The following is a 25,966-nucleotide window of genomic DNA, read 5'->3' on the forward strand; positions in this document are numbered from 1 at the left end:
CGCGCCGCGAGAGCGCGCGGCGGCAGCGCGTCCGCGGCCGGAGGTGTGCATGACGGCGCAACCGTTCACCGATGCGGTGGCGGCGCTAGTGCGCGAGACCGAGGTGCACAAGGATCTCTACCTGTCGCCGCGGATCTTCGAGCTGGAGATGCGTCACCTGTTCGCGAACACGTGGGTCTATGTCGGCCACGTCAGCCAGATTCCGGATACCGGCGACTACGATCGGCGCCGAGCCGGTCGTGATGGTGCGCCACGTCGACGGATCGGTGCGCGTGCTGCACAACCGCTGTTCGCACAAGGGCACGCAGCTCGTGACCGATGCATGCGGCAACACGGGCAGGTTCTTCCGTTGTCCGTACCACGCATGGTCGTACCGGACCGACGGCAGCCTCTATGCGATTCCGCTGCGGCGCGGCTACGAGAACACCGGCTTCGAATCGTGCGAGGCGAGCAAGGGCATGCAGGCGGTCGGCGCGACCCATGACCATCGCGGCTTCGTGTTCTGCCGCCTGAATCCGTCGGGTGTCGATTTCCACGACTATTTCGGCGATGCGCTGTCGTCGCTCGACAACCTGGTCGACCGCTCGCCGGAAGGGCGTGTCGAGGTCGCGGGCGGCGTGTTTCGGTACGTGCACGCGTGCAACTGGAAGATGCTGGTCGAGAACCAGACCGACACCTGCCATCCGATGGTCGCGCACGAGTCGTCGGCCGGCACGGCCGTGCGCGTATGGGAGCGCGACGGCGCGGAAGGTGCGAAGCCGATGGCGGTCGAGCTGCTGGAGCCGTTCATCCAGCCGCATGCGTTCTTCGAGCAGATGGGGCTGCGCGTGTGGCCCAACGGGCACGGTCACACCGGCACGGCCGATTCGATCCATGCGCGCTATACGCCGATCCCCGGGTATCACGAGAAGATGGTGGCGGCCTACGGCGAAGCGCGTGCGGCGCGTATTCTCGGCGAGGTCCGTCACAACACGGTGCTGTTTCCGAACGCGATGGTGAAGGGGCCGATCCAGATCCTGCGCGTGTTCAAGCCGCTTGCGGCCGACCGCACGCTGGTGGAGTCATGGTCGTTCCGTCTCGTCGGCGCGCCCGATTCGCTGTTCGAGCGCACGCTTGCGTACAACCGGCTGATCAACGCGCCGACGTCGATCGTCGCGCACGACGATCTCGAAATGTACGAACGCGCGCAACGCGGCCTCGCGACGCAGTCGCGCGACTGGGTGCACGTGGGGCGGTTGTTCGATCCGCGGGAGTTCGCGCAGCCGACGTCGGAAACGAACGGTACCAGCGAGCAGCAGATCCGCAACCAGTTCCGCGCGTGGCTGCGCTACATCGCGCCCGCATCGACGAAGGAGGCGGCCGATGCGCACCTTTGCACACGATGAACTCGCCGCGTTCGTGTACCACGAGGCGCGCCTGCTCGACGAGCGGTGCTACGACGACTGGCTCGCGCTCTACGCGGACGACGCGCGCTACTGGATGCCGCTGTCGCCGGACCAGCCCGACACGGGGCTGCACGGCGCGCTGATGGACGAGGACCGGCTGCTGCTGCGCATCCGCATCGAACGCCTGGCCGGCCGCCGCACGTTTTCGCAGCAGCCGGCGAGCCACGGCCACCATCTGCTCCAGCAGCCGCATGTCGAGCGTGCCGACCGCACGCGCGGCGTGTACGTACTGCGCACGCCGTTCCATTACGTCGAAGTGCGGCGCGACGAGCAGACCCTGTTCGCCGGCTGGTACACGCATGAACTCGCGGTGCGCGACGACGCGTTGCGCATCCGCGTGAAGCGCGTCGACCTCGTCAACGCCGACGCACCGCTCGGCAGCATTCACCTGCCCGTATGAGCGCGGGCTCGCGCATCCGGCTTCCACCTTTGATCCCGACTCCATGAACGCCCCTGAACGCCTGCCGCACACGCTACCGTACATCGACACGCTGTACGACTATGGCGCTTTCCTGTCCCGTACCGGCGGCCGTCTCGGCACGCTGCCGGCCGAAGGCGCGCACGATGCGAGGATCGCGATCGTCGGCGCGGGCGTCGCAGGTCTCGTCGCGGCGTGCGAACTGCTGCGCGCGGGTGCCCGGCAGGTCGTCGTGTTCGAGGCGAACCGGGCGCGCGTCGGCGGCCGCCTGCTGACCCAGTCGATCAATCCCGATCATCCGCATCTGCTTGCCGAAATGGGTGCGATGCGCTTTCCGCCGTCGCAGGCCGCGCTCTATCACTACCTCGACCGGTTCGGTGTCGACAGCGCATCGGCGTTTCCCGACCCGGGCATCGTCGATACCGAGATCCACTACCAGGGCCACGCGTACCGCTGGCCGGCCGGCGATGCGCCGCCCGCACTATTCGAGCGCGTCGACCGCGGCTGGCGCGCGTTCATCCGCGACGGCGTGCGGCTCGACGACGGCACGCTGCTGCCCGCGCCGGCCGAACTGACGGCACTGCTGCGCGCGCATCGCTACGACGACGCGCGGCGCGGCTGGCAGCAGTACATCGACCGGTTTGGCGACGAGTCGTTCTATTCGGCGATCGTGAAGATCTTCACGGGCGCAACGCCGCCCGGCGGCGTGCGCTGGCGCAAGGGCGAGGACCTGCGCCTGTTCGGCACGCTCGGCATCGGATCGGGCGGCTTCCAGCCGGTCTATCGCGCGTCGTTCCTCGAAATCCTGCGGATCGTCGTCAACGAGCTCGAGGTCGACCAGCGGCTGATCCCGGCCGGCATCTTCGCGCTCGCGCAGGGGCTGCTGGACGACGGCGCCGACGGTGCGCACGTGCGCGACTGCATCGTTTACGCGGCCGTGCGCGGCGTGACGACGCAGCCCGACGGCACGTTTGCGCTCGCGCTCGACGACGGATCGACGCGCGTGTTCGACCGCGTGATCGTCGCGACGACGACGCGCGCGATGCAGGTCGGCATGGGCATGACGGGCATCGCGAACCTGTTCGCGCCGGACGTCGTCCGTGCGATCAACGAGACGCACATGGTCAGTTCGTCTAAGCTCTTCGTGCTGACCCGAGACAAGTTCTGGCTCAAGCACGGGCTGCCGCACAACATCCAGACCGATACGCTCGCGCGTGGCATCTACTGCCTCGACTACGCGCCCGACGATCCCGACGCGCATGGCGTCGTGCTGATCAGCTACACGTGGGAGGACGATTCGCACAAGATCCTGTCGCTCACCGACAAGATCGAGCGGTTCAAGCGGCTCGTTGCCGAGATCGGCGTCGTGTCACCGGCGTTCGCCGCGCACCTGCGCCCGCTCGACGACGACTACGCGCGCAACGTCACGAGCCACGACTGGCTGTCGGACCGCTACGCGCTGGGCGCGTTCAAGCTGAACTATCCGGGCGAGGACATCCACTCGCAGGCGCTGTTCTACCAGTTCCAGACGGCGGCCGAGCCGTCGACCGATCGCGGGATCTATCTGGCCGGCTGCTGCTGTTCGTTCACGGGCGGCTGGATCGAGGGCGCGGTGCAGACCGCGATCAACGCGGCGAGCGCGGTGATCCGCAGCCTCGGCGGCACGCTCGCCGACGGCAATCCGCTCGATGCGATGCGCAGCCGCTATCGGTACGGCGACTGATGCGGCACGCCGCTATTGGTCCAGCTCCGGATAGTGCCGGAAGATCCCCATGTCGTTGAACGGGATGCGGCGCTCCGAGTCGAGATAACGCGCGACGGGCGGATGTTGCGCGACGCGGTCGTGCAGGCCGACGAGCCCCGCGACTTTCCGCTCCGCGCGTTTCATCGCCTTCGGGAACGCATAGCGCAAGCCCTCGATGAGCTGGAACATCGAAAGGTCCGCATAACTGAGCGCGCTGCCCGCGATATGGCCGCTCTTGTGCGGATTCTGTTCGAGCACGCGATCGAAATAGCCGAGGAATTTAGGCAGCCGATTCTCGAGGAAATCGGCCGCGCGCTCGGCCGCTTCCGCTTTCTGGTCCTCGTAGTACAGGCCGCTTGCGATCGGATGGTGCGTGTCGTGGATCTCGGTGACGAAATCGGCGACGGTCAGCTGGATCTGGTGCACCCATAGTCGGCCGGCTTCGTCGTCAGGCGCGAGCCCGAGCCGCACCCCGAGGAACAGCAGGATATTTGCGGTCTGCCCGACGACCACGTCGCCGGCCTTCAGGAACGGCGGCGCGAACGGCACGCATTCCGCGTTCGCGCTGTCCATCATGCGCATCATCGCCGGCACGCCCATGCCGCGCCCCGATTCGCGCGCGACGTCGACATAGTCGGCTTCGGCCGCCTCGAGCGCGAGCCGTACGTATTCGCCGCGGCCCTGGATCTCGGGCCAGTAATAGAGTTCGTATCGCATGCTGTTCTCCTGTCCAGTTGAACCGGATGCTTGAGCTATCGTGATGACCGAGCGGCCGTGCGCGGTCCGCCGCGAATAGACAGTCTAGGCAATCGCAAGAAAAGTGCTGTGCGCATCGCGTCATGCGCCGCGTTCGCCGCCTTCGGGGCCGTAGAAGAACACCCAGGTCGAGAAGTCGCCGGAGAAACCGACGAAGCGATGCTCCGCGTGAGCGGGGACGAACAGCACGTCGCCGGCCGAGACGTCGGATTCGCGCCCGTCGACGATGAAGCGCGACGTGCCGGTGGCGATCACGTAAACCTCGTCGCGCGCATGCGGCTTCTGCTTGTCCTCGATGTGCGGCCGGTACAGCTCGACGTCGAGCGTGCCGTGCCGAAACAGCGTCGTGAACAGCGTGCCTTCTTCGTCGAGGCGAGCTAGCGATTCGTTCAGGCCGAGCTTCATCGTGGTGGGCTCCGGATCCGATCGTGGGAACGTGCGTTGTGCCATCGTAACGCGAAATCCGGAGATGGCCGTGCAGTACGCGACGATGCACGCGAATCGCATCCTCGCCACCGGTGAAACGGTGGCCGTGGTCGCTCGCCACGGATGAAACGCATTCGTCCATCGATGAAACGGCATGACGATCGCCTGCATTCGATCGACAGGTTCACCGCAATTTAATAAACGCCCGCTACGATCCTGCATCGTTGATCGACTGGGTGCAGCGATCCGATCCGCGCGTCGATCCTGTCGCCCGTCTCCCAACCGCGTGACATACCCGGTTGTCACTTTCCCTGAACCCGCTATTGCAACGCCGCGACCTGCTGCCGGCGTTGTTTGCATCGCTTCGTATCTCTCATGAATCTGAATCCGTCGGCTTCTTCACGCAGAAAATTTCTTGCTGCCGCCCCCGCCGTTGCGGCAGCACCGCTGCTGAGCGCATGCGGCGGCGACGACGTCACATCGGCGCCCGTCACCGACAGCGCACTTGCCGCGCAGATGTCCGCGAAGCTGAACGCGCAGCTCGGCGATGCGGCGACGGTCAATGCGATCGTGCCGGCGCTGACCGATGTCGGCTTCACCTGGGGCCTGCCGACGGTGCCGGCCGCGCAGGTCGGCGCGATCGTCGCATACAGCTTCGGCAACCGTCCGAACGCGGCGAGCGGCAACACGTCGAGCACGGGCGGCAACCAGTCCGCGCTGCCCGATCCGGGGCCGGTCAACGAAGCGCTCGCGGACGCCGTGTACCGCATCCGCCAGTTGAAGCCCGTCAAGGTCTACGCGCAGTGGGAAATCGCGCGCTTTCTCGTGTCGAAATACGGAATGGGCGCCGACGTGCTGTCGTCGATCGAACCGGTGATCGCGAGCGACGGCTCGATCGTGTACCTGAGCACGGCAGGCGTCGCCGCCGTGGCCGTGTCGCGCGCGGGCGGCGCGGCCGCGATGGGCACCGTCGCGGTGGTCGGCCATCGCGATCACGCGAAGCGCTGCATCCAGACCTCGCAGCAGGCGGGCATGAAGGCGGCTGCAGTCGCAGAGGTGCCGCTGCCGACGGTGTACGACCCGCAATCGGGCCAGCCGTGGACGCGCAACCGCAGCCTGTATCTCGTGCACGACATGTATGCGCAAATGCTCGGCCGCGCGATGGCCGCCACGACGCAGGCCTTCCCGAAAGGCTGACGATTCCCGCTTTCCACACGATCCCGATGACCATGAAGACCCGCCGCCATTTCCTGGCTTCCACTTCCGCACTCGCCGCATCGTGCGCGGCCGCCGCGCCCGTGTTCGCAAGCGACGCACCGGCGTCCGATGCCGAACTGCAGCGCCAGATGCTCGGCAAGCTGACGAACGAACTGAACGATCGCGCGACCGCCGCCGACGAGACGGGTTACCTGTTCGACACGTTTTTCTCGTGGGCGCCACCCACCGTCGCGGCGGCCGGCATCAATACGATCGTCGCGTTCAGCTTTGGCAGTCGCGCCGCGGCATCCGGTGCCGTGCCGGTGCCGGGCCCGGTGAACGAGGCGATTGCCGACGCCGTGTTCGCGCTCCGGCAGAAGGTCGCCGTGCCGGTCTGCGCGCAGCAGGAAGTCGCGAGCGTGCTCGCGTCGAAATACGGGCTGACAGCGGGCGTGACGACGATCGCGACGCCGGCCCTGAGCGCCGGCAGCCCGATACCGACGCCCGACGGCGTCGCCGCCGCGATCGTCAAACAGGCCGGCTCGGCCGCGGCGCTCGGCAAGGTCGCGATCGTCACGCACGCGGATCAGGCGTCGATCGCCGTGCGCGTGTCGAATGCGGCGGGGATGCAGGCGGCGGTGCCGGCCGGGCTGGTGCTGCCGGTCGCCTACGACACGTCCGCGCAGCAGCCGGCGATGCGCCGCCGCGATCTCTACCTGATGAGCAACGCCGGCATGCAGCTGGCGATGCTGCGGCTCGACCTGATCAAGCGCGAATATCCGAACGGCTGAGGCCGCCGGTTCCGGCCCGTCGCGCCGGGTCCGGGCGACGCGATCCGCGATCGAGGTCATCCGGACCCGGCGTGCCCCATTTGCCGGGTAATGCCGATACAGGTATTGGCACTACCAGCCAAACCACTGTTTTTAATGGGTTTTTTCGCGCCCGGCCTGCGCCGCGACGCGTTCTGCGTGGCATAATCGACCGCATCCGCAAGGCTTGTAGTCACAACGACCCCGCATACCCATGGCACAGACTCTCTACGACAAACTGTGGAATACCCACGTCGTCCACACCGAGGATGACGGCACGGCATTGCTGTACATCGACCGTCAGCTGCTGCATGAAGTCACGAGCCCGCAGGCGTTCGAAGGGCTGAAGATCGCGCAGCGTCCGGTGTGGCGCATCAGCGCGAACCTGGCCGTGTCGGATCACAACGTGCCGACGACGGACCGCAGCCACGGCATCGCCGATCCCGTCTCGAAGCTGCAGGTCGACACGCTCGACGCGAACTGCGATGCGTTCGGCATCACGCAGTTCAAGATGAACGACATGCGCCAGGGCATCGTCCACATCATCGGGCCGGAGCAGGGCGCGACGCTGCCGGGCATGACGATCGTGTGCGGCGATTCGCATACGTCGACGCACGGCGCGTTCGGCGCGCTCGCGCACGGCATCGGCACGTCGGAAGTCGAGCACGTGCTGGCGACGCAGACGCTGCTGCAGAAGAAGAGCAAGAACATGCTCGTGAAGGTCGAGGGCGCACTGCCGCGCGGCTGTACCGCGAAGGACATCGTGCTCGCGATCATCGGCAAGATCGGTACGGCCGGCGGCACGGGCTACGCGATCGAATTCGGCGGCTCGACCATTCGCGCGCTGACGATGGAAGGCCGCATGACGGTCTGCAACATGGCGATCGAGGCCGGCGCGCGCGCGGGCATGGTCGCCGTCGACGATACGACGATCGATTACTTGAAGGGCCGTCCGTTCGTGCCGACCGGCGCGGAATGGGATCAGGCCGTCGAATACTGGCGCCAGTTCAAGTCGGACGAAGGCGCGCAGTTCGACCGCGTCGTCGAGTTGAACGCGGCCGAGATCGTCCCCCAGGTCACGTGGGGCACGTCGCCGGAAATGGTCACGTCGATCGACGGCCGCGTGCCCGATCCCGAGCGCGAGAAGGATCCGGTCAAGCGCGACGCGATGGAGCGCGCGCTGGCCTACATGGCGCTCGAGCCGAACACGCCGATCGAATCGATCAAGGTCGACAAGATTTTCATCGGCTCGTGCACGAACGCGCGGATCGAGGACATCCGTGCGGCCGCGTATGTCGTGAAGAAGCTGAACCGTCGCATCGCGTCGAACGTGCGGCTCGCGATGGTCGTGCCGGGCTCGGGCCTCGTGAAGGCGCAGGCCGAACGCGAAGGGCTCGACAAGGTGTTCACCGACGCCGGTTTCGAATGGCGCGAGCCGGGCTGCTCGATGTGCCTCGCGATGAACGCCGACCGGCTCGATCCGGGCGAGCGCTGCGCGTCGACGTCGAACCGCAACTTCGAAGGCCGGCAGGGCGCGGGCGGTCGCACGCACCTCGTGAGCCCCGCGATGGCCGCGGCCGCGGCCATCGAAGGCCACTTCGTCGACATTCGCAAGCTGGGGTGACGCGTGACGGCATCGAAGATCATTGCGCGGCTGGTTGCCGCGCTGGCGCTGGCGGGGTTGGGCTTCGGCCTCGCGGGCTGCAATACCGTCCAGGGCTTCGGGCAGGACGTCAACGCCGCCGGCAACGCGCTGAAGCGCGCCGCGGAGTGACGACTCCCGCCGAGAATTTGTCGATGTGCGCCGGCTGAAGGCCGGCCCTCCAACCGGATAGACGGATCATGGAAAAATTCACAGTACATACCGGCGTCGTGGCGCCGCTCGATCGCGAGAACGTCGACACCGACGCGATCATCCCGAAGCAGTTCCTGAAGTCGATCAAGCGCACGGGCTTCGGTCCGAACGCGTTCGACGAATGGCGCTACCTCGATCACGGCGAGCCGGGCCAGGACAACTCGAAGCGTCCGCTGAATCCCGACTTCGTGCTGAATCAGCCGCGCTACCAGGGCGCATCGGTGCTGGTCGCGCGCAAGAACTTCGGCTGCGGCAGCTCGCGCGAGCACGCGCCGTGGGCGCTGCAGCAGTACGGCTTCCGCGCGATCATCGCGCCGAGCTTCGCGGACATCTTCTTCAACAACTGCTACAAGAACGGTCTGCTGCCGATCGTGCTGACCGAGCAGCAGGTCGATCACGTGTTCAACGACACGTACGCGTTCAACGGCTACCAGCTGACGATCGACCTCGACGCGCAGGTCGTGCGCACGGGCGACGGCCGCGAGTATCCGTTCGAGATCGCCGCGTTCCGCAAGTACTGCCTGCTGAACGGCTTCGACGACATCGGCCTCACGCTGCGCCATGCGGACAAGATTCGCCAGTTCGAAGCCGAGCGGCTCGTGAAGCAGCCGTGGCTCAACACCAAGCTGGTCGGCTGATATATCGCCTTCGAGGCGGGCGCGCTATCCGCGCGTTCGCCGGCCTGCTCCATAACCTACCCAGTCAGGAATAACGCATGAAGATTGCAGTGCTGCCCGGCGACGGCATCGGTCCGGAAATCGTCAGCGAAGCGGTGAAGGTGCTGAACGCACTCGACGAGAAGTTCGAACTCGAACAGGCGCCGGTCGGCGGCGCGGGCTACGAGGCAAGCGGCCATCCGCTGCCCGACGCGACGCTGAAGCTCGCGAAGGAAGCCGACGCGATCCTGTTCGGCGCGGTCGGCGACTGGAAGTACGATTCGCTCGAGCGCGCGCTGCGCCCCGAGCAGGCGATCCTCGGGCTGCGCAAGCATCTCGAGCTGTTCGCGAACTTCCGCCCGGCGATCTGCTATCCGCAGCTCGTCGACGCTTCGCCGCTGAAGCCCGAGCTCGTCGCGGGCCTCGACATCCTGATCGTGCGCGAACTGAACGGCGACATCTACTTCGGCCAGCCGCGCGGCGTGCGCGCCGCACCGGACGGCCCGTTTGCCGGCGAGCGCGAAGGCTTCGACACGATGCGCTACTCGGAACCGGAAGTGCGTCGCATCGCGCACGTCGCGTTCCAGGCGGCACGCAAGCGCGCGAAGAAGCTGCTGTCGGTCGACAAGTCGAACGTGCTCGAAACGTCGCAGTTCTGGCGCGACATCATGATCGACGTGTCGAAGGAATACGCGGACGTCGAGCTGTCGCACATGTACGTCGACAACGCGGCGATGCAGCTCGCGAAGGCGCCGAAGCAGTTCGACGTGATCGTCACGGGCAACATGTTCGGCGACATCCTGTCGGATGAAGCGTCGATGCTGACGGGCTCGATCGGCATGCTGCCGTCGGCGTCGCTCGACAAGAACAACAAGGGTCTGTACGAACCGTCGCACGGTTCGGCACCGGACATCGCGGGCAAGGGCATCGCGAACCCGCTCGCGACGATCCTGTCGGCCGCGATGCTGCTGCGCTACTCGCTGAATCGCGCGGAGCAGGCCGATCGCATCGAGCGCGCGGTGAAAACGGTGCTCGAACAGGGCTACCGCACGGGCGACATTGCGACGCCGGGCTGCCAGCAGGTCGGTACGGCGGCAATGGGCGACGCGGTGGTCGCGGCGCTGTAAGCAGGCAGTAAAGGGTGCGAACGCGGCCGGTAAAAACGGCGCGTTCGCACCGGGTTGGCCGTTGTGCGGCCGAATAGGTTTGTGTAGACTCGAACGATGGCGCTGATTTCCCTGATCTCCCCGGTCCTGAAACTCCACGGCAACACTGCCCGTGCGGGTGCGCGCGCCATCGTCATCACGAAAACCATTACCACGAAAACGATCATTAAACGCTGATCGTCCGTCGTGCCCGCCTGTTTCCCCGCGCGGTCACGCCGGGGACGGAAATGGCGGGGAAGCTCCATTCAAAGGGTTAGTCATGAACGTAGGTCTCGTAGGTTGGCGCGGCATGGTCGGCAGCGTCCTGATGCAGCGCATGCAGGAAGAGGGCGATTTCGACCTGATCGAACCGGTGTTTTTCAGCACCAGCAACACGGGCGGCAAGGCGCCGTCGTTCGCGAAAAACGAGACTACGCTCAAGGACGCGACCAACGTCGACGAGCTGAAGAAGTGCGACGTGATCATCACGTGCCAGGGCGGCGACTACACGAACGACGTGTTCCCGAAGCTGCGCGCGGCCGGCTGGAACGGCTACTGGATCGATGCGGCATCGTCGCTGCGGATGAACGACGACGCCGTCATCATCCTCGATCCGGTCAACCTCGACGTGATCAAGGACGCGCTCGTCAAGGGCACGAAGAACTTCGTCGGCGGCAACTGCACGGTCAGCCTGATGCTGATGGCGCTCGGCGGCCTGTTCCGCGAGAACCTCGTCGACTGGATGACGGCGATGACCTACCAGGCCGCATCGGGCGCGGGCGCGCAGAACATGCGCGAGCTGCTGTCGCAGATGGGCACGCTGAACGGCGCGGTGCAGGAACAGCTCGCCGATCCGGCTTCCGCGATTCTCGACATCGACCGCCGCGTGCTGGCCGCGATGAACAGCGACGCGATGCCGACCAGCAACTTCGGCGTGCCGCTCGCCGGCTCGCTGATCCCGTGGATCGACAAGGATCTCGGCAACGGGATGTCGAAGGAAGAGTGGAAGGGCGGCGCGGAAACCAACAAGATTCTCGGCAAGCCGGCGATGGGCGAGCCGGGTTCGATCCCGGTCGACGGCCTGTGCGTGCGGATCGGCGCAATGCGCTGCCACTCGCAGGCGCTGACGATCAAGCTGAACAAGGATGTGCCGCTCGACGAGATCAACGGCATCCTCGCCTCGGCGAACGACTGGGTGAAGGTCGTGCCGAACGAGCGTGAAGCGTCGATGCGCGACCTGTCGCCGGCAAAGATCACCGGCACGCTGACGGTGCCGGTCGGCCGCCTGCGCAAGCTCGCGATGGGCGGCGAATACCTGTCGGCATTCACGGTCGGCGATCAGCTGCTGTGGGGCGCGGCCGAGCCGCTGCGCCGCATGCTGCGCATCCTGCTCGACAAGTAAGCCCGCTTGCCGGTCCGGCCTGCGGGCCGGGCTGCACAAGATGACGCGCCGCGTCGGCCTTGATGATGTCAAGGCTGGCGCGGCGCGTTTTTCATGCGTGGATCAGCGCAGGTTCAGCAGCGTCTGGTCGACCGTCTGCTGGGTCTTGATCGTCTGCGCGTTGGCCTGGTAGTTGCGCTGCGCGGTGATCAGGTTCACGAGCTCGGTCGTCAGGTTGACGTTCGAGTTTTCCAGCGCGCTGCCCTGCAGCGTGCCGTGGTTCGTGCTGCCCGGCGCGGAGATCTGCGGCACGCCCGACGCGGCGGTCTCCGCATACTGGTTGCCGCCGATGTTCACGAGCCCGTTCGGGTTGTTGAAGTTCGCGAGCGCGATCAGGCCGAGCACCGCGCTCTGGCCGTTCGAGTAGTTGCCGGTCAGCTTGCCGTCGGTGCCGATCGAGAACGTCGTCAGCGTGCCGCTCGCGAAGCCGTCCTGCGCGAGATTGTTTACGCCGTTCTTCCCGCCGTACTGCGTCGTGCCGCTCAGGTCGAGCGTCAGGTTCTGCGGGTTGGCGCCGCCCGTCGTGTTGGGGATCGAGAACGCGAACTGACCGAGGCTCGGCGTCGGCTGGCCGGTGGCGGCCGATGTCGTCGAGCTGATCCGGCCCGATGCATCGAACGTGACGGTGCCGAGATTCGTCGGCGTCTGGCCCTGTACGCCCGCATAGGCCTGCCAGGTGCCGGCCGCGCTTTTCGCGAAATACATCGTGACCTGCTGCGAGCCGCCGAGCGTGTCGTAGACCTGGATCGACGAATTGTAGTTGTACGTCGTGTTGTCGCTCGCGTTGAACGGCGTCTTGGCCGGCACCTTGTCCTGCGAGTTCAGGTTGAACTGGCCGGCGATCTTGCTCGTCGCCTGCGGCGCGATGTTGTTGGTCGGCGCCTGCAGCGGCACGGTCTGCGCGGTGTTGATCACGCCGTCCGCACCTGCCGCATAACCCATCAGGTTGCGGCCTTGCGAGTCGACGATGGCGCCGCTCTTGTCGCGGTGAAACGTGCCGTCGCGCGAGTACGTCGTCGCGCCGTTGCTCGACATCTGGAAGAAGCCGTTGCCGTTGATCGCGATGTCCAGCGACGAGTGGGTCGAATTGATCGTGCCCTGGCCGAATTGCTGCTGCACCGACGCGAGCCTCGTGCCGATGCCGATCTGCGTATTGACCGACGTCGCGACCGAATTCGCGTACATGTCGGAGAAGTTCGCGCGGCCCTGCTTGAAGCCGGTCGTGTTTGCGTTCGCGATGTTGTTGCCGATCACGTCGAGATTGCTCGACGCGCCGGCCAACCCGCTCAAACCCTGCTGATAGCCCATGTTCGATCCCCGTAACGAGCTGGTGAGTGAATGCAGTCTTGCAACTGCGCGATGACCCTCTGGCGTCTCACGGCGTCAACCCGGCCGATCGCAGTCCCGCCTTTCCGGCATGTGCGAACGCAATGGCCGGATTGCGCCGATTCCTGTTTGAAGTCGATCGTAGCGACAGCGATTATTTGATCTGTGTAATTTTGTGTAATGTGATTGAATTACTGTCGAAATGATCGCTTTTGTATGGGTAATTGGCCGTGCTGTCAGGTCTGAAAGCCTTGCGGGGCGGGGATTTGGCGGGATGAATTTTCAATTAGACGATAAGAGGTGAGAATTGACTTCTTATCGTTCAATTGAAATTGATTTGAATGAGGTCGGCGGGGCGGCGGGAGTATTTGAAAATGGCGGCTGTTAATCAATTAACGGCAGGTGACGCGAATTGTTGAGCGAATGCGCTCGATTACCCCGGCCGTGGTTCGGCGCCGGAACCGGCCGGCGGAAACGTGGAAGCGCCGAACCGCTTGCGCGGCCGTTCCTGCATCGCATCGTTTGGCGCGAGGAAGCGCGGCGGCGCGGCGTAAAGCCTTGCCATTCGTTCCGGACGAGATGTTGCCGCAAGGATTTTGATCCATTGATGCCTATCCTTTCGGTCGATCCGGCGCGCCGGCTGCAGTGCGCGACCCGTGCGGCAGCCCGACGCGATCGCTGCGTGCGCCGCGACGTGCGAGCGCGGCCGGTTGCACCCGCAGCCGATGAATTCGGCCCGAACGCGAGCACGTGAAGTAAACTACGCGGTTACGACGCACAGACCAGCCGAAAGCGTCGCGTTCCGCGCGACGCTTTTGCATTTCTGCGGCAACTTTATTGACGCTTCCAACCGCGAATCCGAGCCGCGCCCGCGCGCGGAGATAGAGCCTACGATGTCCCGAATTTCCTTGTTTCCGCGTCAGTCCCGTCTGTCGCGCGCCGTGCGTGGCGCGCTGGCGATTCTGGCGCTCGGCGCAGCCGCGTCGGCCTGGGCGACCAGCACAGGCGAACTGCCGGCGTCTGCTGCCGGCGCCGCCGCGCCGCTTACCGTGACGGTCCAGCCGGGCCAGTCGTTGAACGACATCGCGAAAGCGGCGACGCAATCGCATGATCCGGGCGTGCTCGCGCGCGCCGGCCGCGCGCTGTTCGACGCCAATCCGCAGGCGTTCATGAAGCGCGACGCGAGCCGCCTGAAAGTCGGCGCGACGCTGACCGTGCCCGCGCTCGACGCAACGGGCGCGGCGCTTGCGCCAGCCAGTGCGCTTGGCGCATCCGGTGCGGCGGCTGCCTCCGCGCCCGTCGCTGCGTCGGGCGGTGCGGCGCTCGCGCAGCCCGGTGCGTCCGCGCCGCATCCGGGGTCGGCCGTGCAATCCGCGCCGGTGGCGCCGGCCGTGCATGCGGCACCGGTGAGCGGTGCTAGCGTCGCGACGGCAGCGGGGGCGTCTGCTTCGGCAGGCGCTTCGGCTGCACACGGCGCGTCGGCTGTCGAAAACACGCAGCCGGCGGCGCCTGCTGCCGGCGCCAGCGGCCCGCATGTGTGGAGCGGCGCGATCCAGTCGGCGCCGTCGTCCGCGAGCGAGCCCGCTGCCCAGCCTGCGCCGGGCAGCCAGGTTTCGGGCGCGAACGAACCGGCCGGTGCGGCACCCGCCACGGGTGCATCGCAGCCGCGGCCGTCGAGCCTGCAGCAACTGCTGGCATTGAAGAATCGCGTGCTGATGGAGTTGCAGAAGCACGGCATCGGCAAGCCGGCCGCGACGAACAACGTCGCGCCGGCACCTGCCGCACCGCGTCCGGCCGCGAACGATGCGGGCGCACCGTCTGCCGCATCGCCGGCAGCCGAAGCGGCGTCCGGCGTGGCCGGCAGCGCTGCGCAGCCGGCATCGGCGCCCGCGCAGCCGGTCGCACCCGTGACGGCGCCTGCGCGCGCTGCGGATCAGATCGACTGGCGTCCGGTCGCAGCGGCCGGCGCGGCCGTGATCGTCCTCGCGGCGGGGTTCGCGTGGCGCAAGCGCCGGAAGGGCCGGCACACGGACGATGTGGGCACGACGGCTGCAGCTGCTGCCGAAGCAGAAGCAGCGCCGTCCATTGAACGCGAACTGCCGATCCGGCCAGAGATGCCGGTCGCCCGCGACGCGGCCGCCGACATGAACCTCGCCGCGGCGACTGCCGCAGCGGCGGAGACGGTCGAGCCGCCTGAGGCGGATGCATCGCCGACGCTCGAAGTAACGAAGCCGCATGACGACCAGCCTGAATTGCCGCCTGCGCCTGCCCACGCCGCAGTACCGCCGGAGAACGACGTGGCTTCGGCTCCGGCCACGGCCCCGCACGATGCAGAACCGGTAGAACAGGCGGCCGCCGACAAGCCCGCCGAAACGCCCGCCGAAACACCCGCCGAGCTTTCGGCGACCGAAACGCAGCACGCGGCGCTGATGCAGAACGCGATCAGTGCGCTCGGCAGCCTCGACATGCCGCTGCCGCCGCGCACGCAGGACGATCCGTCGCTGGCGGCGGGCGAGCCGGCTGCACGGGCAGGGCAGTCCGACGCCGACAAAATCGCAACTAACGGTCAATCCGCGTCGCGCCCGCCAATTGGCTCGAACGATCCGGCCCCGGAACATCCGGCCGACCAGGACGACGAGTTCGAATGGGATCCGGACGCGACGACACCGGCTGCCCACGTGGGCAGCCCGTCCTCTACGTCGTTGCTGCCACCGCTCGGCGGCGCGCAGTTCGGCGCGCTGAAGCTCGATTTCGACCTCGACCTGCCGTCCGCGCCGGGCGCCGCGCTGCCCGCGCTCACGCCGGACGAACTCGCGCGTATCGCGCGCAACAAACTCGACCTGGCGGCCGAGTACGTCGAACTGGGCGACCTGACCGGCGCGCGGACGCTGCTGCAGGAAGTGGTCGACGCGAACGACGCGGCGACGCGCGACGATGCGCGCGCGCTGCTCGTGAAACTCGCGGACGAGGCGTGATGCGGATCGCGCTGGGCATTCAGTACGACGGCGCGGCATTCTGCGGCTGGCAGGCGCAGCCGCACGGCAAGACCGTGCAGAACGCACTCGAGCATGCGCTGGCCGAGTTCGCGCGGGTGCCGCTGCATACGACGGTGGCCGGGCGGACCGACACCGGCGTGCACGGGCTCGGGCAGGTCGTGCACTTCGACACGGATCTCGACCGCGAGGCATTCTCGTGGGTGCGCGGCACCAACGCGTTCCTGCCGTCGACCGTATCGGTGCAATGGGCGAAGCCGATGCCGGAGACGTTCCACGCGCGATTCTCGGCGTTCGAGCGCACCTATTACTACGTGCTGTACGTGCACCCCGTGCGCTCGCCGATGCTGGCCGGGCGCGCGGGCTGGATCCATACGCCGCTCGACGACGACGCGATGCGCGCCGCCGCCGCGCACCTGATCGGCGAGCACGATTTCTCGTCGTTCCGGTCGTCGGAATGCCAGTCGAAGACGCCGGTCAAACACCTGTACCGGATCGACGTGCGGCGCGCGGGCCATTTCATCCATTTCCGCTTCCGCGCCAACGCGTTCCTGCACCACATGGTGCGCAACCTGATGGGCTGCCTCGTCGCGGTCGGCCGCGGCCGCTATCCGGCCGACTGGGTCGCCGACGTGCTGGCAGGGCGCGACCGCAACCTCGCGGCGCCCACGTTCATGGCCGACGGGCTGTATCTCGCCCACGTCGGCTACCCGGCGGAATTCGCCGTCCCGCCCGCGCAGCTCGGCAGCGTGCCGTGGAGCAGCGTCTGGGCCGATCTGGACCCGCAATCATGACGGATCACGCCGTGTCTCCCTCGACTTCCTCCGCGGCCGGCCTGCCGCCGCGCACGCGCATCAAGCTGTGCGGGCTGTCGCGTCCCGAGGACGTGCTGCACGCGGCGGCGCTCGGCGCCGATGCGATCGGCCTCGTGTTCTACCCGAAGAGCCCGCGCGCGGTGACGATCGCGCAGGCGGCCGAGCTCGCGCGCCTCGCGCCGCCGTTCGTGTCGGTGGTCGGGCTGTTCGTGAATGCGACCGCAGCCGAGATCGAAGCCGTCGTGCGCGACGTGCCGCTCACGCTGCTGCAGTTCCATGGCGACGAGACGCCGGAGCAATGCGACGCGCTCGGCCGCGCGGCACACCTGCCGTGGTTGCGCGCGGTGCGCGTCGGCCCCTCGACGCAGCCGTCCGATTTGGTAGAATCGGCTCTTCATTATTCGAAAGCGCGCGGCCTCCTGTTCGACACCCTGGTGCCGGACTACGGCGGTAGCGGCAAGGTCTTCGATTGGTCTCTTATTCCCGCAGAGCTCGCGCATCGGGCCGTTTTGAGTGGTGGCTTGAGCGCGCAAAACGTCGGTGATGCGATCCGCCAGTTGCGCCCGTTTGCTGTCGATGTCTCGAGTGGCATCGAAGTGGAGGGCGCGAAGGGCGTGAAGGATCACGCCCGGATGGCGGCGTTCGTACGCGCGGTGCGCGCAGCGGACGCCGGGTGATGCAAGCCGGTGCGGCCCCGAAAGCGGGCGCATCGACCGATCGAGAGAGACACCATGTACAACCTTCCTGATGCTCGCGGCCACTTCGGCCCGTATGGCGGCACGTTCGTCGCCGAGACGCTGATTCACGCGCTGGACGAACTGCGCGCGGCGTATGAAAAATTCCAGCACGATCCCGACTTCGTCGCCGAATTCGAGCGCGAGCTGAAGCATTTCGTCGGCCGTCCGTCGCCGATCTACCACGCGCAGCGCTGGAGCGAGACGCTCGGCGGCGCGCAGATCTACCTGAAGCGCGAGGACCTGAACCATACGGGCGCGCACAAGATCAACAACGTGATCGGCCAGGCGCTGCTCGCGAAGCGCATGGGCAAGAAGCGCGTGATCGCCGAGACGGGCGCCGGCCAGCACGGCGTCGCGACTGCGACGATCTGCGCGCGCTTCGGGATGGAGTGCGTCGTCTACATGGGTTCCGAGGACGTGCGCCGGCAGGCCGCCAACGTCTACCGGATGAAGCTGCTCGGTGCGACGGTCGTGCCGGTCGAGTCGGGTTCGCGCACGCTGAAGGACGCGCTGAACGAAGCGATGCGCGACTGGGTCACGAACATCGAGAGCACGTTCTACATCATCGGCACGGTCGCGGGCCCGCACCCGTACCCGATGATGGTGCGCGACTTCCAGCGCGTGATCGGCGACGAGTGCAAGGTGCAGATGCCCGAGCTCGCGGGTCGGCAGCCGGACGCGGTGATCGCCTGCGTCGGCGGCGGCTCGAACGCGATGGGCATCTTCTATCCGTATATCGACGATGCGTCGGTGCAGCTGATCGGCGTCGAAGCGGCCGGCGACGGGCTCGACACCGGCCATCACGCGGCATCGCTGATCGCCGGCAGCCCGGGCGTGCTGCACGGCAACCGCACGTACCTGCTGCAGGACGACAACGGCCAGATCATCGAGACGCACTCGGTGTCGGCGGGCCTCGATTATCCGGGTGTCGGCCCCGAGCACGCATGGTTGAAGGACAGCGGCCGCGCGCAGTACGTCGGGATCACCGACGAGGAAGCGCTGAAGGCGTTCCACGACTGCTGCCGGATCGAGGGGATCATTCCCGCGCTCGAGTCGAGCCACGCGATCGCGTATGGCGTGAAGCTCGCGCCGACGTTGCCGAAGGACAAGATCCTGCTCGTCAACCTGTCGGGCCGCGGCGACAAGGACATGCACACGGTCGCCGAGCGATCGGGCATCGAGCTCTGACCCCGACCGATGCGTGACCTGATCGAAGAGCCGGGCGGCGGTGCCGCGAGCGAGGCGGAGGCGGTTCAGCCTGCCGTCGTCGTGCCGCGCGCGCTGCCGTCCGGTATCGAACTGCATAACCGCGATTTCCTGACCGATGCCGCGAACCTGCCGGATGCGTCGATCGACCTGATCGTCGCCGATCCGCCGTACGGGCTCGGCAAGGACTACGGCAACGACTCGGACAAGCGTTCGGGCGACGTGTTTCTCGCGTGGACGCGCGAGTGGCTCGAGCTCGCGATTCCGAAGCTCAAACCGAGCGGGTCGATGTACATCTTCTGCACATGGCAGTACGCGCCGGAAATCTTCAGTTTCCTGAAGACGAAGCTCACGATGGTCAACGAGATCATCTGGGACCGGCGCGTGCCGAGCATGGGCGGCACGACGCGCCGTTTCACGTCGGTGCACGACAATATCGGCTTTTTCGCGGTTTCCAAGGCGTATTACTTCGATCTCGATCCGGTCCGCATCCCGTACGACGCCGACACGAAGAAGGCCCGCTCGCGCAAGCTGTTCGAAGGCAGCAAGTGGCTGGAGGTGGGCTACAACCCGAAGGACGTCTGGTCGGTTTCGCGCCTGCACCGGCAGCACGCGGAGCGCGTCGATCATCCGACCCAGAAGCCGCTGGAAATCGTCGAGCGGATGGTGCTCGCGAGCTGCCCGCCGGGCGGCCGCGTGCTCGATCCGTTCATGGGCAGCGGCACGACCGCGGTGGCCTGCGCACGGCAGGGGCGCGACTTCGTCGGCTACGAGATCAACGAAAGTTATTGTGCGATCGCGCACGAGCGCGTGAGCGCGCTCGCCGCACCGGCATGCGCGTGAATCGCGCCGCCGCATCGCCGAACGAATCCTAGGAAAATTGCCATGTCCCGTATTCAGCAGACCTTTGCCGCGCTCGCCGAACAAGGCCGAAAGGGCCTGATCCCGTTCATCACGGCCGGCGACCCAGATCCCGCGAAGACCGTCGAATTCATGCACGCGCTCGCCGAAGGCGGCGCGGACGTGATCGAACTCGGCGTGCCGTTCTCGGACCCGATGGCCGACGGCCCCGTGATCCAGCGCTCGTCGGAACGCGCGCTCGCGCGCGGCGTCACGCTGAAGAGCGTGCTCGCCGACGTGAAGCGCTTCCGCGAAACCGATGCGAAAACCCCCGTCGTGCTGATGGGCTATGCGAACCCGATCGAGCGGATGGGCGTCGACGCGTTCGCGGCCGAAGCGCAGGCGGCCGGCGTCGACGGCGTGCTCGTCGTCGACTATCCGCCGGAAGAGGCGGGCGTATTCGCCGAAAAGATGCGCGCCGCGCAGATCGATCCGATCTTCCTGCTCGCGCCTACGTCGACCGACGAACGCATCGCCGACGTCGGCAAGATCGCGAGCGGCTACGTGTATTACGTGTCGCTCAAGGGCGTGACCGGCGCGGGAAATCTGGATGTTTCGAGCATTGCGGGTAAAATCCCGGCCATCAAGTCGCGCGTGCCGGTTCCGGTGGGCGTCGGCTTCGGCATCCGCGACGCCGAAACGGCGCGCGCGGTGGCCGAGGTGTCGGACGCCGTCGTGATCGGCAGCCGCCTCGTGCAGCTGCTCGAAAGCGCTGCGCCGGAAGGCGCCGCCGCCGCGCTGAAGGTGTTCATCGCCGAGCTGCGTGCCGCGCTGGACGGCGCGGGCAAGGCGGCGCGATAAACACAACACAGGGAGCGGGCGGGCCATGCGGCCCGGCCTGCCACGGAACAGGAAACCATACGATGAGCTGGCTCGACAAACTGTTGCCGCCGAAGATCAAGCAGACCGACCCGAAAAGCCGCAAGGGCATTCCGGAAGGCCTGTGGGTCAAGTGCCCGTCCTGCGAGGCCGTGCTGTACCGCAACGACGTGGACGCGAACCTGCACGTGTGCCCGAAGTGCGATCACCACATGCGCATCGGTGCGCGCGAGCGCCTCGACGGGCTGCTCGATCCGGAAGGCCGCTACGAGATCGGCCAGGAAATCGTGCCGGTCGACTCGCTGAAGTTCAAGGACAGCCGCAAGTACCCCGATCGTCTGAAGGAAGCGATGGACGAGACGGGCGAGACCGACGCAATGGTCGTGATGGGCGGTGCGATCCACACGCTGCCCGTCGTTGCGGCCTGCTTCGAGTTCTCGTTCATGGGCGGCTCGATGGGCTCGGTCGTCGGCGAGCGCTTCGCGCGCGGCGCGCAGAACGCGCTGGAACAGCACGTGCCGTTCATCTGCTTCACGGCGTCGGGTGGCGCACGGATGCAGGAAAGCCTGCTGTCGCTGATGCAGATGGCGAAAACCACCGCGATGCTGACCAAGCTGGCCGAAGCGAAGCTGCCGTTCATCTCGGTGCTGACCGATCCGACGATGGGCGGCGTGTCGGCGAGCTTCGCGTTCCTCGGCGACGTCGTGATTGCCGAGCCGAAGGCGCTGATCGGCTTTGCCGGCCCGCGCGTGATCGAGCAGACGGTCCGCGAGAAGCTGCCGGAAGGCTTCCAGCGCGCCGAATTCCTGCTGAAGACGGGCGCGATCGACATGATCGTCGACCGCCGCAAGATGCGCGACGAGATCGCGCAGCTGCTCGCGCTGCTGCAGCGACAGCCGGCCGACGCGCTGGCCTGACCGGCGCGAGGTGGTGAACCCTGCGCGTCGCCTGGCTTCAGCGTCAGGCGGCGCGCTTCGTTTTTTTGCGTAGTGGCGATACCGATCCAGATTTGATCCGATGAGCACTTTTCCCACTCTCGACGCGTGGCTTTCGCACCTCGAACGCGCGCACCCGGTCGGCATCGACATGGGCCTGACCCGCATCGGGCAGGTCAAGGCGGCGCTGCAGCTCGAATTCGCGTGCCCCGTCATCACCGTCGGCGGCACGAACGGCAAGGGCTCGACCTGCGCGTTCCTCGAGACGATCCTGCTGCGCGCGGGCTACAAGATCGGCTGCCACACGTCGCCGCACCTGCTCGAATTCAACGAGCGCGCGCGCGTGAACGGGCAGAACGTCACCGACGACGAACTGCTGCCGCACTTCGAGGCCGTCGAAGCCGCACGCACGTCGCTGCCGGAACCGGTGTCGCTCACGTACTTCGAATTCACGACGCTCGCGATCCTGCATCTGTTCGCATCGCGTGGGCTCGACGCGGTAATCCTCGAAGTCGGCCTCGGCGGCCGGCTCGATGCGGTCAACATCATCGATGCCGATTGCGCGATCGTCACGAGCATCGACATCGACCACACCGAATACCTCGGCGACACGCGCGAGAAGATCGCGTTCGAGAAGGCCGGGATCTTCCGCGCGGGCAAGCCGGCGATCTGCGGCGATCCGGCCGCGCCGCAGACGCTTGTCGACCACGCCGAAGCGATCGGCGCCGACCTGTGGCTCGTCGGCCGCGATTTCCGCTACGAGGCGCAGGCGGGCGCGGAGCGCCAGCAGTGGAGCTACCTCGGCCGCGAGAAGCGCTATCCGGCGCTCGCGTATCCGGCGCTGCGCGGCGCGAATCAACTGATCAATGCATCGGCCGCGCTCGCCGCGCTCGAGGCGCTGCGCCCGGTGCTGCCGGTATCCGCGCAGGACATCCGGCTCGGGCTCGCGAACGTCGAGCTGCCGGGGCGCTTCCAGGTGCTGCCCGGCAAGCCGGCGATCGTGCTCGACGTCGCGCACAACCCGCACGCGGCGGCTGTGCTCGAGCAGAATCTCGGCAACATGGGCTTTTTCCCGTACACGTACGCGGTGTTCGGCGCGATGCACGACAAGGACATCGACGGCGTGCTGAAGCACCTGAAAGGCGAGATCGACCACTGGTGCGTGACCGACCTGCCGCTGCCGCGCGCGGCCTCCTCGGAGCAGCTCGAAGCCGCGCTGCGCAAGGCTGGCGTGGAGGAGGGGCCCGATTCGAGCGTGACGCGTTACGCGTCGCCCGCCGAAGCGTTTCGCGATGCGCTAAAAAGAGCATCCGAGAATGATAGAATCGTGGTTTTCGGCAGTTTCCATACGGTTGCCGGCGTGCTGGCCTACCGTAAATCGCAGCAACACTGACTGACGGGCAGTTTCGGACTCAGCCATTCATGGGAATTTTCTCGTTCGGCAAAAAAGACGACGACGCGCCCACGCGGCGCGGCGGTCGCACCGGGACCTCCCGGAACGTGCGCACGGAGCGCACTGAACGCGTCGAGCGGCGCCCGCGCCGCACCGAGCGTCCGGAGTCGGACGCGCTGCTCCTCGATCCGACCCTTCCAGAAAAGCAACGCGCGCGCCGTCGCCTCGTCGGCGCGATCGCGCTCGTCGTGGCCGCCGTGATCGTGCTGCCGATGGTGCTCGATTCGCACCCGAAGCCGGTGACGGACGACATCGCGATCGACATCCCGAACCGGCCCGCGCACCAGGCGGTCGCGCCGCGTGACGACGACGCGTCCGACGTGCAGGCAGGCGTCGCGCACGACGAGCCGCCGGCATCCGATGCCTCCGACACGGCCGTCGCGGCAGCGCCCGCCAAGCCGGCCGCGAAGCCCGATACGACGACCACGGCGAGCGTGACGCCGCCGAAGCCCGCGCCGAAGCCGGCCGCCCCCGCGGCGAAACCGGCGGCGCCGAAGCCGCCTCCGGCGACCGTCGCGAATGCCGACACCGCGAGCCCGGACAGCGGCGATGCGTCGTCGCCGTCATCGCCGGCCGGTGCGCGCTTTGCGGTGCAGCTCGGTTCGTTCAAGGATGACGCGACGGCCCGTTCGTGGGCCACCAAGTTGAAATCTGCGGGTGTGCCCGCATATGTCGAGCATCGCAAGCAGGCAGACGGTGGCACGGCTACACTGTTGCGTGCCGGCCCGTTCGCGGATCGAGCGGCGGCGTCCGCCGCGATCGCGAAGGTGCGCGAAGCTGGCCTGACGCAGTAACGCACGATGCTGACCGCTTTCGACTACGCTGTATTGGCGGTGATCGTGTTGTCGGCGCTGCGCGGTGCGTGGCGCGGCTTCGTGTCGGAGATTTTCGGGCTGATCGGCTGGATCGCGGCGATCGTGATCGCCGGTCGCTACGTGGGGCTGGTCGTGCCGTACATTCCGGCGAACTGGCCGGGCGGCGCGCTGACGCAGTGGGTGATCGCCTTCGCGTTGGTCGTGATCGGCGTGGTACTGGTCGCCGGCGTCGCGAACGCGCTGCTGTCGCGGATCGCGCAGGCGAGCGGCCTGGGCGGCGTCGACCGCTCGCTGGGCATGATGTTCGGGCTCGTCCGCGGCTGTGTGCTGGTGGTGCTGCTGGTCGCGGCGGCCGGGCTGACCGAACTGCCCAAACAGGATTTCTGGCGCAATGCGCTATTGCGTCCTTTCGCCGAACAGGGCGTGCACGAGCTGAAGCAGCTCCTGCCCGACGGCATGGCCCAGTACGTACGCGTGTGACGACGCGGCCGGGCAGGACGTAACCGATTTTGTCATTCTGAAGGACATGCCATGTGCGGCATCGTAGGCGTTATCTCCCAATCTCCGGTCAACCAGCTGATCTATGACAGCTTGCTGCTGCTGCAGCATCGCGGTCAGGACGCAGCGGGCATCGCGACGGCGGACGGCAGCAATTTCCACATGTACAAGGCGAACGGCATGGTGCGCGACGTGTTCCGCACGCGCAACATGCGCAGCCTGCCCGGCACCTACGGCATCGGCCAGGTGCGCTACCCGACGGCCGGTTCGGCGTCGAGCGAGGCCGAGGCGCAGCCGTTCTACGTGAACGCGCCGTTCGGGATCATCCTCGCGCACAACGGCAACCTGACGAACTGGCAGCAACTGAAGGACGAGATGTTCCGGATCGACCGCCGGCACATCAACACCAATTCCGACAGCGAAGTGCTGCTCAACGTGTTCGCGCACGAACTGCAACTGTCGACCACGGGCCTCGAGCTCGATCCGGCCTCGGTGTTCAAGGCGGTCTCGGGCGTCCATCGCCGCCTGCAGGGCTCGTATGCGATCGTGTCGCTGATCGCCGGCTACGGCCTGCTCGCGTTCCGCGATCCGTTCGGCATCCGCCCGCTCTGCATCGGCAAGCTCGAAACCGAGCACGGCACCGAGTGGATGGTCGCGTCGGAGTCGGTCGCGGTCGAAGGCATCGGTTTCGAATTCGTGCGCGACGTGCAGCCGGGCGAGGCGATCTTCATCGACCCGGCCGGCAACTTCCACAGCCAGCAATGCGCGGAGCAGCCGACGCTGAATCCGTGCATGTTCGAATACGTGTACCTCGCGCGTCCGGATTCGTGCCTCGACGGTGTGCCCGTCTACAACGTGCGCCTGCGCATGGGCGACTATCTCGCGGAGAAGATCAAGCGCGAGCTGCCGAACGTGCCGATCGACGTCGTGATGCCGATTCCCGATTCGTCGCGCCCGGCCGCGATGCAGGTCGCCGCGAAGCTTGGCGTCGAATATCGTGAAGGCTTTTTCAAGAACCGCTACGTCGGCCGTACGTTCATCATGCCGGGGCAGGCCGTGCGCAAGAAGTCGGTGCGCCAGAAGCTCAACGCGATGAGCATCGAGTTCAAGGACAAGCACGTGCTGATCGTCGACGATTCGATCGTGCGCGGCACGACCTCGCATGAGATCGTGCAGATGGCGCGCGATGCGGGCGCGAAGTCGGTGATCTTCGCGTCAGCGGCGCCGCCCGTGAAGTTCCCGAACGTGTACGGCATCGACATGCCGACGCGCGGCGAGCTCGTCGCGCACGGCCGTACCGACGACGAAGTCGCGAAGATCATCGGCGCCGACCACCTGATCTACCAGGACGTCGACGACCTGCGCCGCGCGGTGCGCGACATCAACCCGAAGCTAGAAGGCTTCGAGGCGTCGTGCTTCGACGGCAACTACATCACCGGCGACGTGACGCCCGAGTATCTCGACGCGATCGAGCGCGCGCGCCTCACGCCGGCGTCGCAGGCCGATCGCGACACGGCCGGCGACACCGGGCGCTCGCAGATGAACCTGCAGCTGTCGGTCGAGTGACACCGGCGTAC

25 protein-coding genes and 1 pseudogene are annotated in these 25,966 nt (G+C 66.8%); 23 read left to right on the plus strand and 3 right to left on the minus strand.

From position 1 onward, the window contains the following. Nucleotides 1–49: 49 nt before the first annotated feature. From FPJ27_RS08805 to FPJ27_RS08815, 3 genes and pseudogenes are all read left to right on the plus strand, one after another. Nucleotides 50–1,385, plus strand: a pseudogene (locus FPJ27_RS08805) (aromatic ring-hydroxylating dioxygenase subunit alpha). Next, the gene (locus FPJ27_RS08810) at nt 1,363–1,845 is read left to right on the plus strand and encodes an aromatic-ring-hydroxylating dioxygenase subunit beta (RefSeq protein ID WP_204422615.1); all 483 of its coding nucleotides are present in this window, start codon (nt 1,363–1,365) and stop codon (nt 1,843–1,845) included. The pseudogene FPJ27_RS08805 and the gene FPJ27_RS08810 overlap by 23 nt, the downstream one beginning before the upstream one ends. A 43-nt stretch (nt 1,846–1,888) precedes the next feature. Beyond that, nucleotides 1,889–3,586: an NAD(P)/FAD-dependent oxidoreductase gene (locus FPJ27_RS08815; protein WP_204422616.1), complete on the plus strand. Its 1,698-nt coding sequence runs from the start codon at nt 1,889–1,891 to the stop codon at nt 3,584–3,586. 12 nt (nt 3,587–3,598) lie between these two features. Here FPJ27_RS08815 and FPJ27_RS08820 read toward each other — a convergent pair whose 3' ends face one another. Then, on the minus strand, nt 3,599–4,324 hold the full coding sequence (locus FPJ27_RS08820; RefSeq protein WP_204422617.1) for a glutathione S-transferase: 726 nt from the start codon (nt 4,322–4,324) through the stop codon (nt 3,599–3,601). Nucleotides 4,325–4,444: 120 nt separating this feature from the next. Beyond that, complete coding sequence (locus FPJ27_RS08825; protein WP_072444123.1) at nt 4,445–4,768, minus strand: cupin domain-containing protein; 324 nt, start codon at nt 4,766–4,768, stop codon at nt 4,445–4,447. Between the two features lie 396 nt (nt 4,769–5,164). On the opposite strand from FPJ27_RS08825, the gene FPJ27_RS08830 reads away from it, so the two are divergent. The 8 genes from FPJ27_RS08830 (at nt 5,165) to asd (ending at nt 11,853) form a co-directional block, all read left to right on the plus strand. Then, nucleotides 5,165–5,986, plus strand: coding sequence for a hypothetical protein (locus FPJ27_RS08830; RefSeq protein WP_204422618.1), 822 nt, complete (start codon nt 5,165–5,167; stop codon nt 5,984–5,986). Between the two features lie 32 nt (nt 5,987–6,018). Next, nucleotides 6,019–6,777 (plus strand): Tat pathway signal protein, encoded by a 759-nt coding sequence (locus tag FPJ27_RS08835; protein ID WP_204423127.1) that lies wholly within the window; start codon nt 6,019–6,021, stop codon nt 6,775–6,777. Nucleotides 6,778–7,009: 232 nt separating this feature from the next. Next, nucleotides 7,010–8,419 (plus strand): 3-isopropylmalate dehydratase large subunit, encoded by a 1,410-nt coding sequence (gene leuC / locus FPJ27_RS08840; RefSeq protein ID WP_072444117.1) that lies wholly within the window; start codon nt 7,010–7,012, stop codon nt 8,417–8,419. A 3-nt stretch (nt 8,420–8,422) separates the two neighbouring features. Then, nucleotides 8,423–8,569: an entericidin A/B family lipoprotein gene (locus FPJ27_RS08845; protein ID WP_034179997.1), complete on the plus strand. Its 147-nt coding sequence runs from the start codon at nt 8,423–8,425 to the stop codon at nt 8,567–8,569. Between the two features lie 68 nt (nt 8,570–8,637). Continuing rightward, complete coding sequence (gene leuD, locus FPJ27_RS08850; protein WP_034179996.1) at nt 8,638–9,288, plus strand: 3-isopropylmalate dehydratase small subunit; 651 nt, start codon at nt 8,638–8,640, stop codon at nt 9,286–9,288. A 77-nt stretch (nt 9,289–9,365) separates the two neighbouring features. Then, nucleotides 9,366–10,433, plus strand: coding sequence for a 3-isopropylmalate dehydrogenase (gene leuB, locus FPJ27_RS08855; protein WP_204422619.1), 1,068 nt, complete (start codon nt 9,366–9,368; stop codon nt 10,431–10,433). 96 nt (nt 10,434–10,529) lie between these two features. Next, nucleotides 10,530–10,649, plus strand: coding sequence for a hypothetical protein (locus tag FPJ27_RS36405; protein ID WP_006756675.1), 120 nt, complete (start codon nt 10,530–10,532; stop codon nt 10,647–10,649). Between the two features lie 82 nt (nt 10,650–10,731). Then, nucleotides 10,732–11,853 carry an aspartate-semialdehyde dehydrogenase gene (gene asd, locus FPJ27_RS08865; protein ID WP_034179994.1) on the plus strand — a complete coding sequence of 374 codons (1,122 nt, stop codon included), beginning with the start codon at nt 10,732–10,734 and terminating at the stop codon, nt 11,851–11,853. Between the two features lie 102 nt (nt 11,854–11,955). Here asd and flgE read toward each other — a convergent pair whose 3' ends face one another. Then, a complete protein-coding gene (gene flgE, locus FPJ27_RS08870; protein WP_204422620.1) occupies nt 11,956–13,200 on the minus strand; it encodes a flagellar hook protein FlgE in 1,245 nt (414 codons plus the stop codon). Nucleotides 13,201–13,226: 26 nt separating this feature from the next. On the opposite strand from flgE, the gene FPJ27_RS08875 reads away from it, so the two are divergent. The 12 genes from FPJ27_RS08875 (at nt 13,227) to purF (ending at nt 25,955) form a co-directional block, all read left to right on the plus strand. Next, nucleotides 13,227–13,424: a hypothetical protein gene (locus FPJ27_RS08875; RefSeq protein ID WP_204422621.1), complete on the plus strand. Its 198-nt coding sequence runs from the start codon at nt 13,227–13,229 to the stop codon at nt 13,422–13,424. 687 nt (nt 13,425–14,111) lie between these two features. After that, nucleotides 14,112–16,193, plus strand: a complete 2,082-nt coding sequence (locus FPJ27_RS08880; RefSeq protein WP_204422622.1) for a FimV/HubP family polar landmark protein — start codon at nt 14,112–14,114, stop codon at nt 16,191–16,193. Continuing rightward, a complete protein-coding gene (truA, locus tag FPJ27_RS08885) occupies nt 16,193–17,005 on the plus strand; it encodes a tRNA pseudouridine(38-40) synthase TruA (protein WP_204422623.1) in 813 nt (270 codons plus the stop codon). The genes FPJ27_RS08880 and truA overlap by 1 nt, the downstream gene beginning before the upstream one ends. Then, a complete protein-coding gene (locus FPJ27_RS08890; RefSeq protein ID WP_204422624.1) occupies nt 17,002–17,703 on the plus strand; it encodes a phosphoribosylanthranilate isomerase in 702 nt (233 codons plus the stop codon). The genes truA and FPJ27_RS08890 overlap by 4 nt, the downstream gene beginning before the upstream one ends. A gap of 54 nt (nt 17,704–17,757) precedes the next feature. Next, the gene (gene trpB, locus FPJ27_RS08895) at nt 17,758–18,951 is read left to right on the plus strand and encodes a tryptophan synthase subunit beta (protein ID WP_034179990.1); all 1,194 of its coding nucleotides are present in this window, start codon (nt 17,758–17,760) and stop codon (nt 18,949–18,951) included. Nucleotides 18,952–18,960: 9 nt separating this feature from the next. Beyond that, nucleotides 18,961–19,812, plus strand: a complete 852-nt coding sequence (locus tag FPJ27_RS08900) for a site-specific DNA-methyltransferase (RefSeq protein ID WP_204422625.1) — start codon at nt 18,961–18,963, stop codon at nt 19,810–19,812. Nucleotides 19,813–19,854: 42 nt separating this feature from the next. Beyond that, on the plus strand, nt 19,855–20,670 hold the full coding sequence (gene trpA, locus FPJ27_RS08905) for a tryptophan synthase subunit alpha (RefSeq protein WP_204422626.1): 816 nt from the start codon (nt 19,855–19,857) through the stop codon (nt 20,668–20,670). Nucleotides 20,671–20,732: 62 nt separating this feature from the next. After that, the gene (accD, locus tag FPJ27_RS08910) at nt 20,733–21,605 is read left to right on the plus strand and encodes an acetyl-CoA carboxylase, carboxyltransferase subunit beta (RefSeq protein ID WP_009691548.1); all 873 of its coding nucleotides are present in this window, start codon (nt 20,733–20,735) and stop codon (nt 21,603–21,605) included. A 100-nt stretch (nt 21,606–21,705) separates the two neighbouring features. Further along, a complete protein-coding gene (gene folC / locus FPJ27_RS08915; RefSeq protein WP_204422627.1) occupies nt 21,706–23,016 on the plus strand; it encodes a bifunctional tetrahydrofolate synthase/dihydrofolate synthase in 1,311 nt (436 codons plus the stop codon). A 29-nt stretch (nt 23,017–23,045) separates the two neighbouring features. Beyond that, nucleotides 23,046–23,870: an SPOR domain-containing protein gene (locus FPJ27_RS08920; protein WP_204422628.1), complete on the plus strand. Its 825-nt coding sequence runs from the start codon at nt 23,046–23,048 to the stop codon at nt 23,868–23,870. Between the two features lie 6 nt (nt 23,871–23,876). Next, a complete protein-coding gene (locus FPJ27_RS08925) occupies nt 23,877–24,371 on the plus strand; it encodes a CvpA family protein (protein ID WP_006491262.1) in 495 nt (164 codons plus the stop codon). A 51-nt stretch (nt 24,372–24,422) separates the two neighbouring features. Further along, nucleotides 24,423–25,955, plus strand: a complete 1,533-nt coding sequence (gene purF / locus FPJ27_RS08930; RefSeq protein ID WP_072444097.1) for an amidophosphoribosyltransferase — start codon at nt 24,423–24,425, stop codon at nt 25,953–25,955. Nucleotides 25,956–25,966 lie beyond the last annotated feature (11 nt).

Source organism: Burkholderia sp. MS455, from assembly GCF_016899445.1.
GTDB lineage: Bacteria > Pseudomonadota > Gammaproteobacteria > Burkholderiales > Burkholderiaceae > Burkholderia > Burkholderia pyrrocinia_C.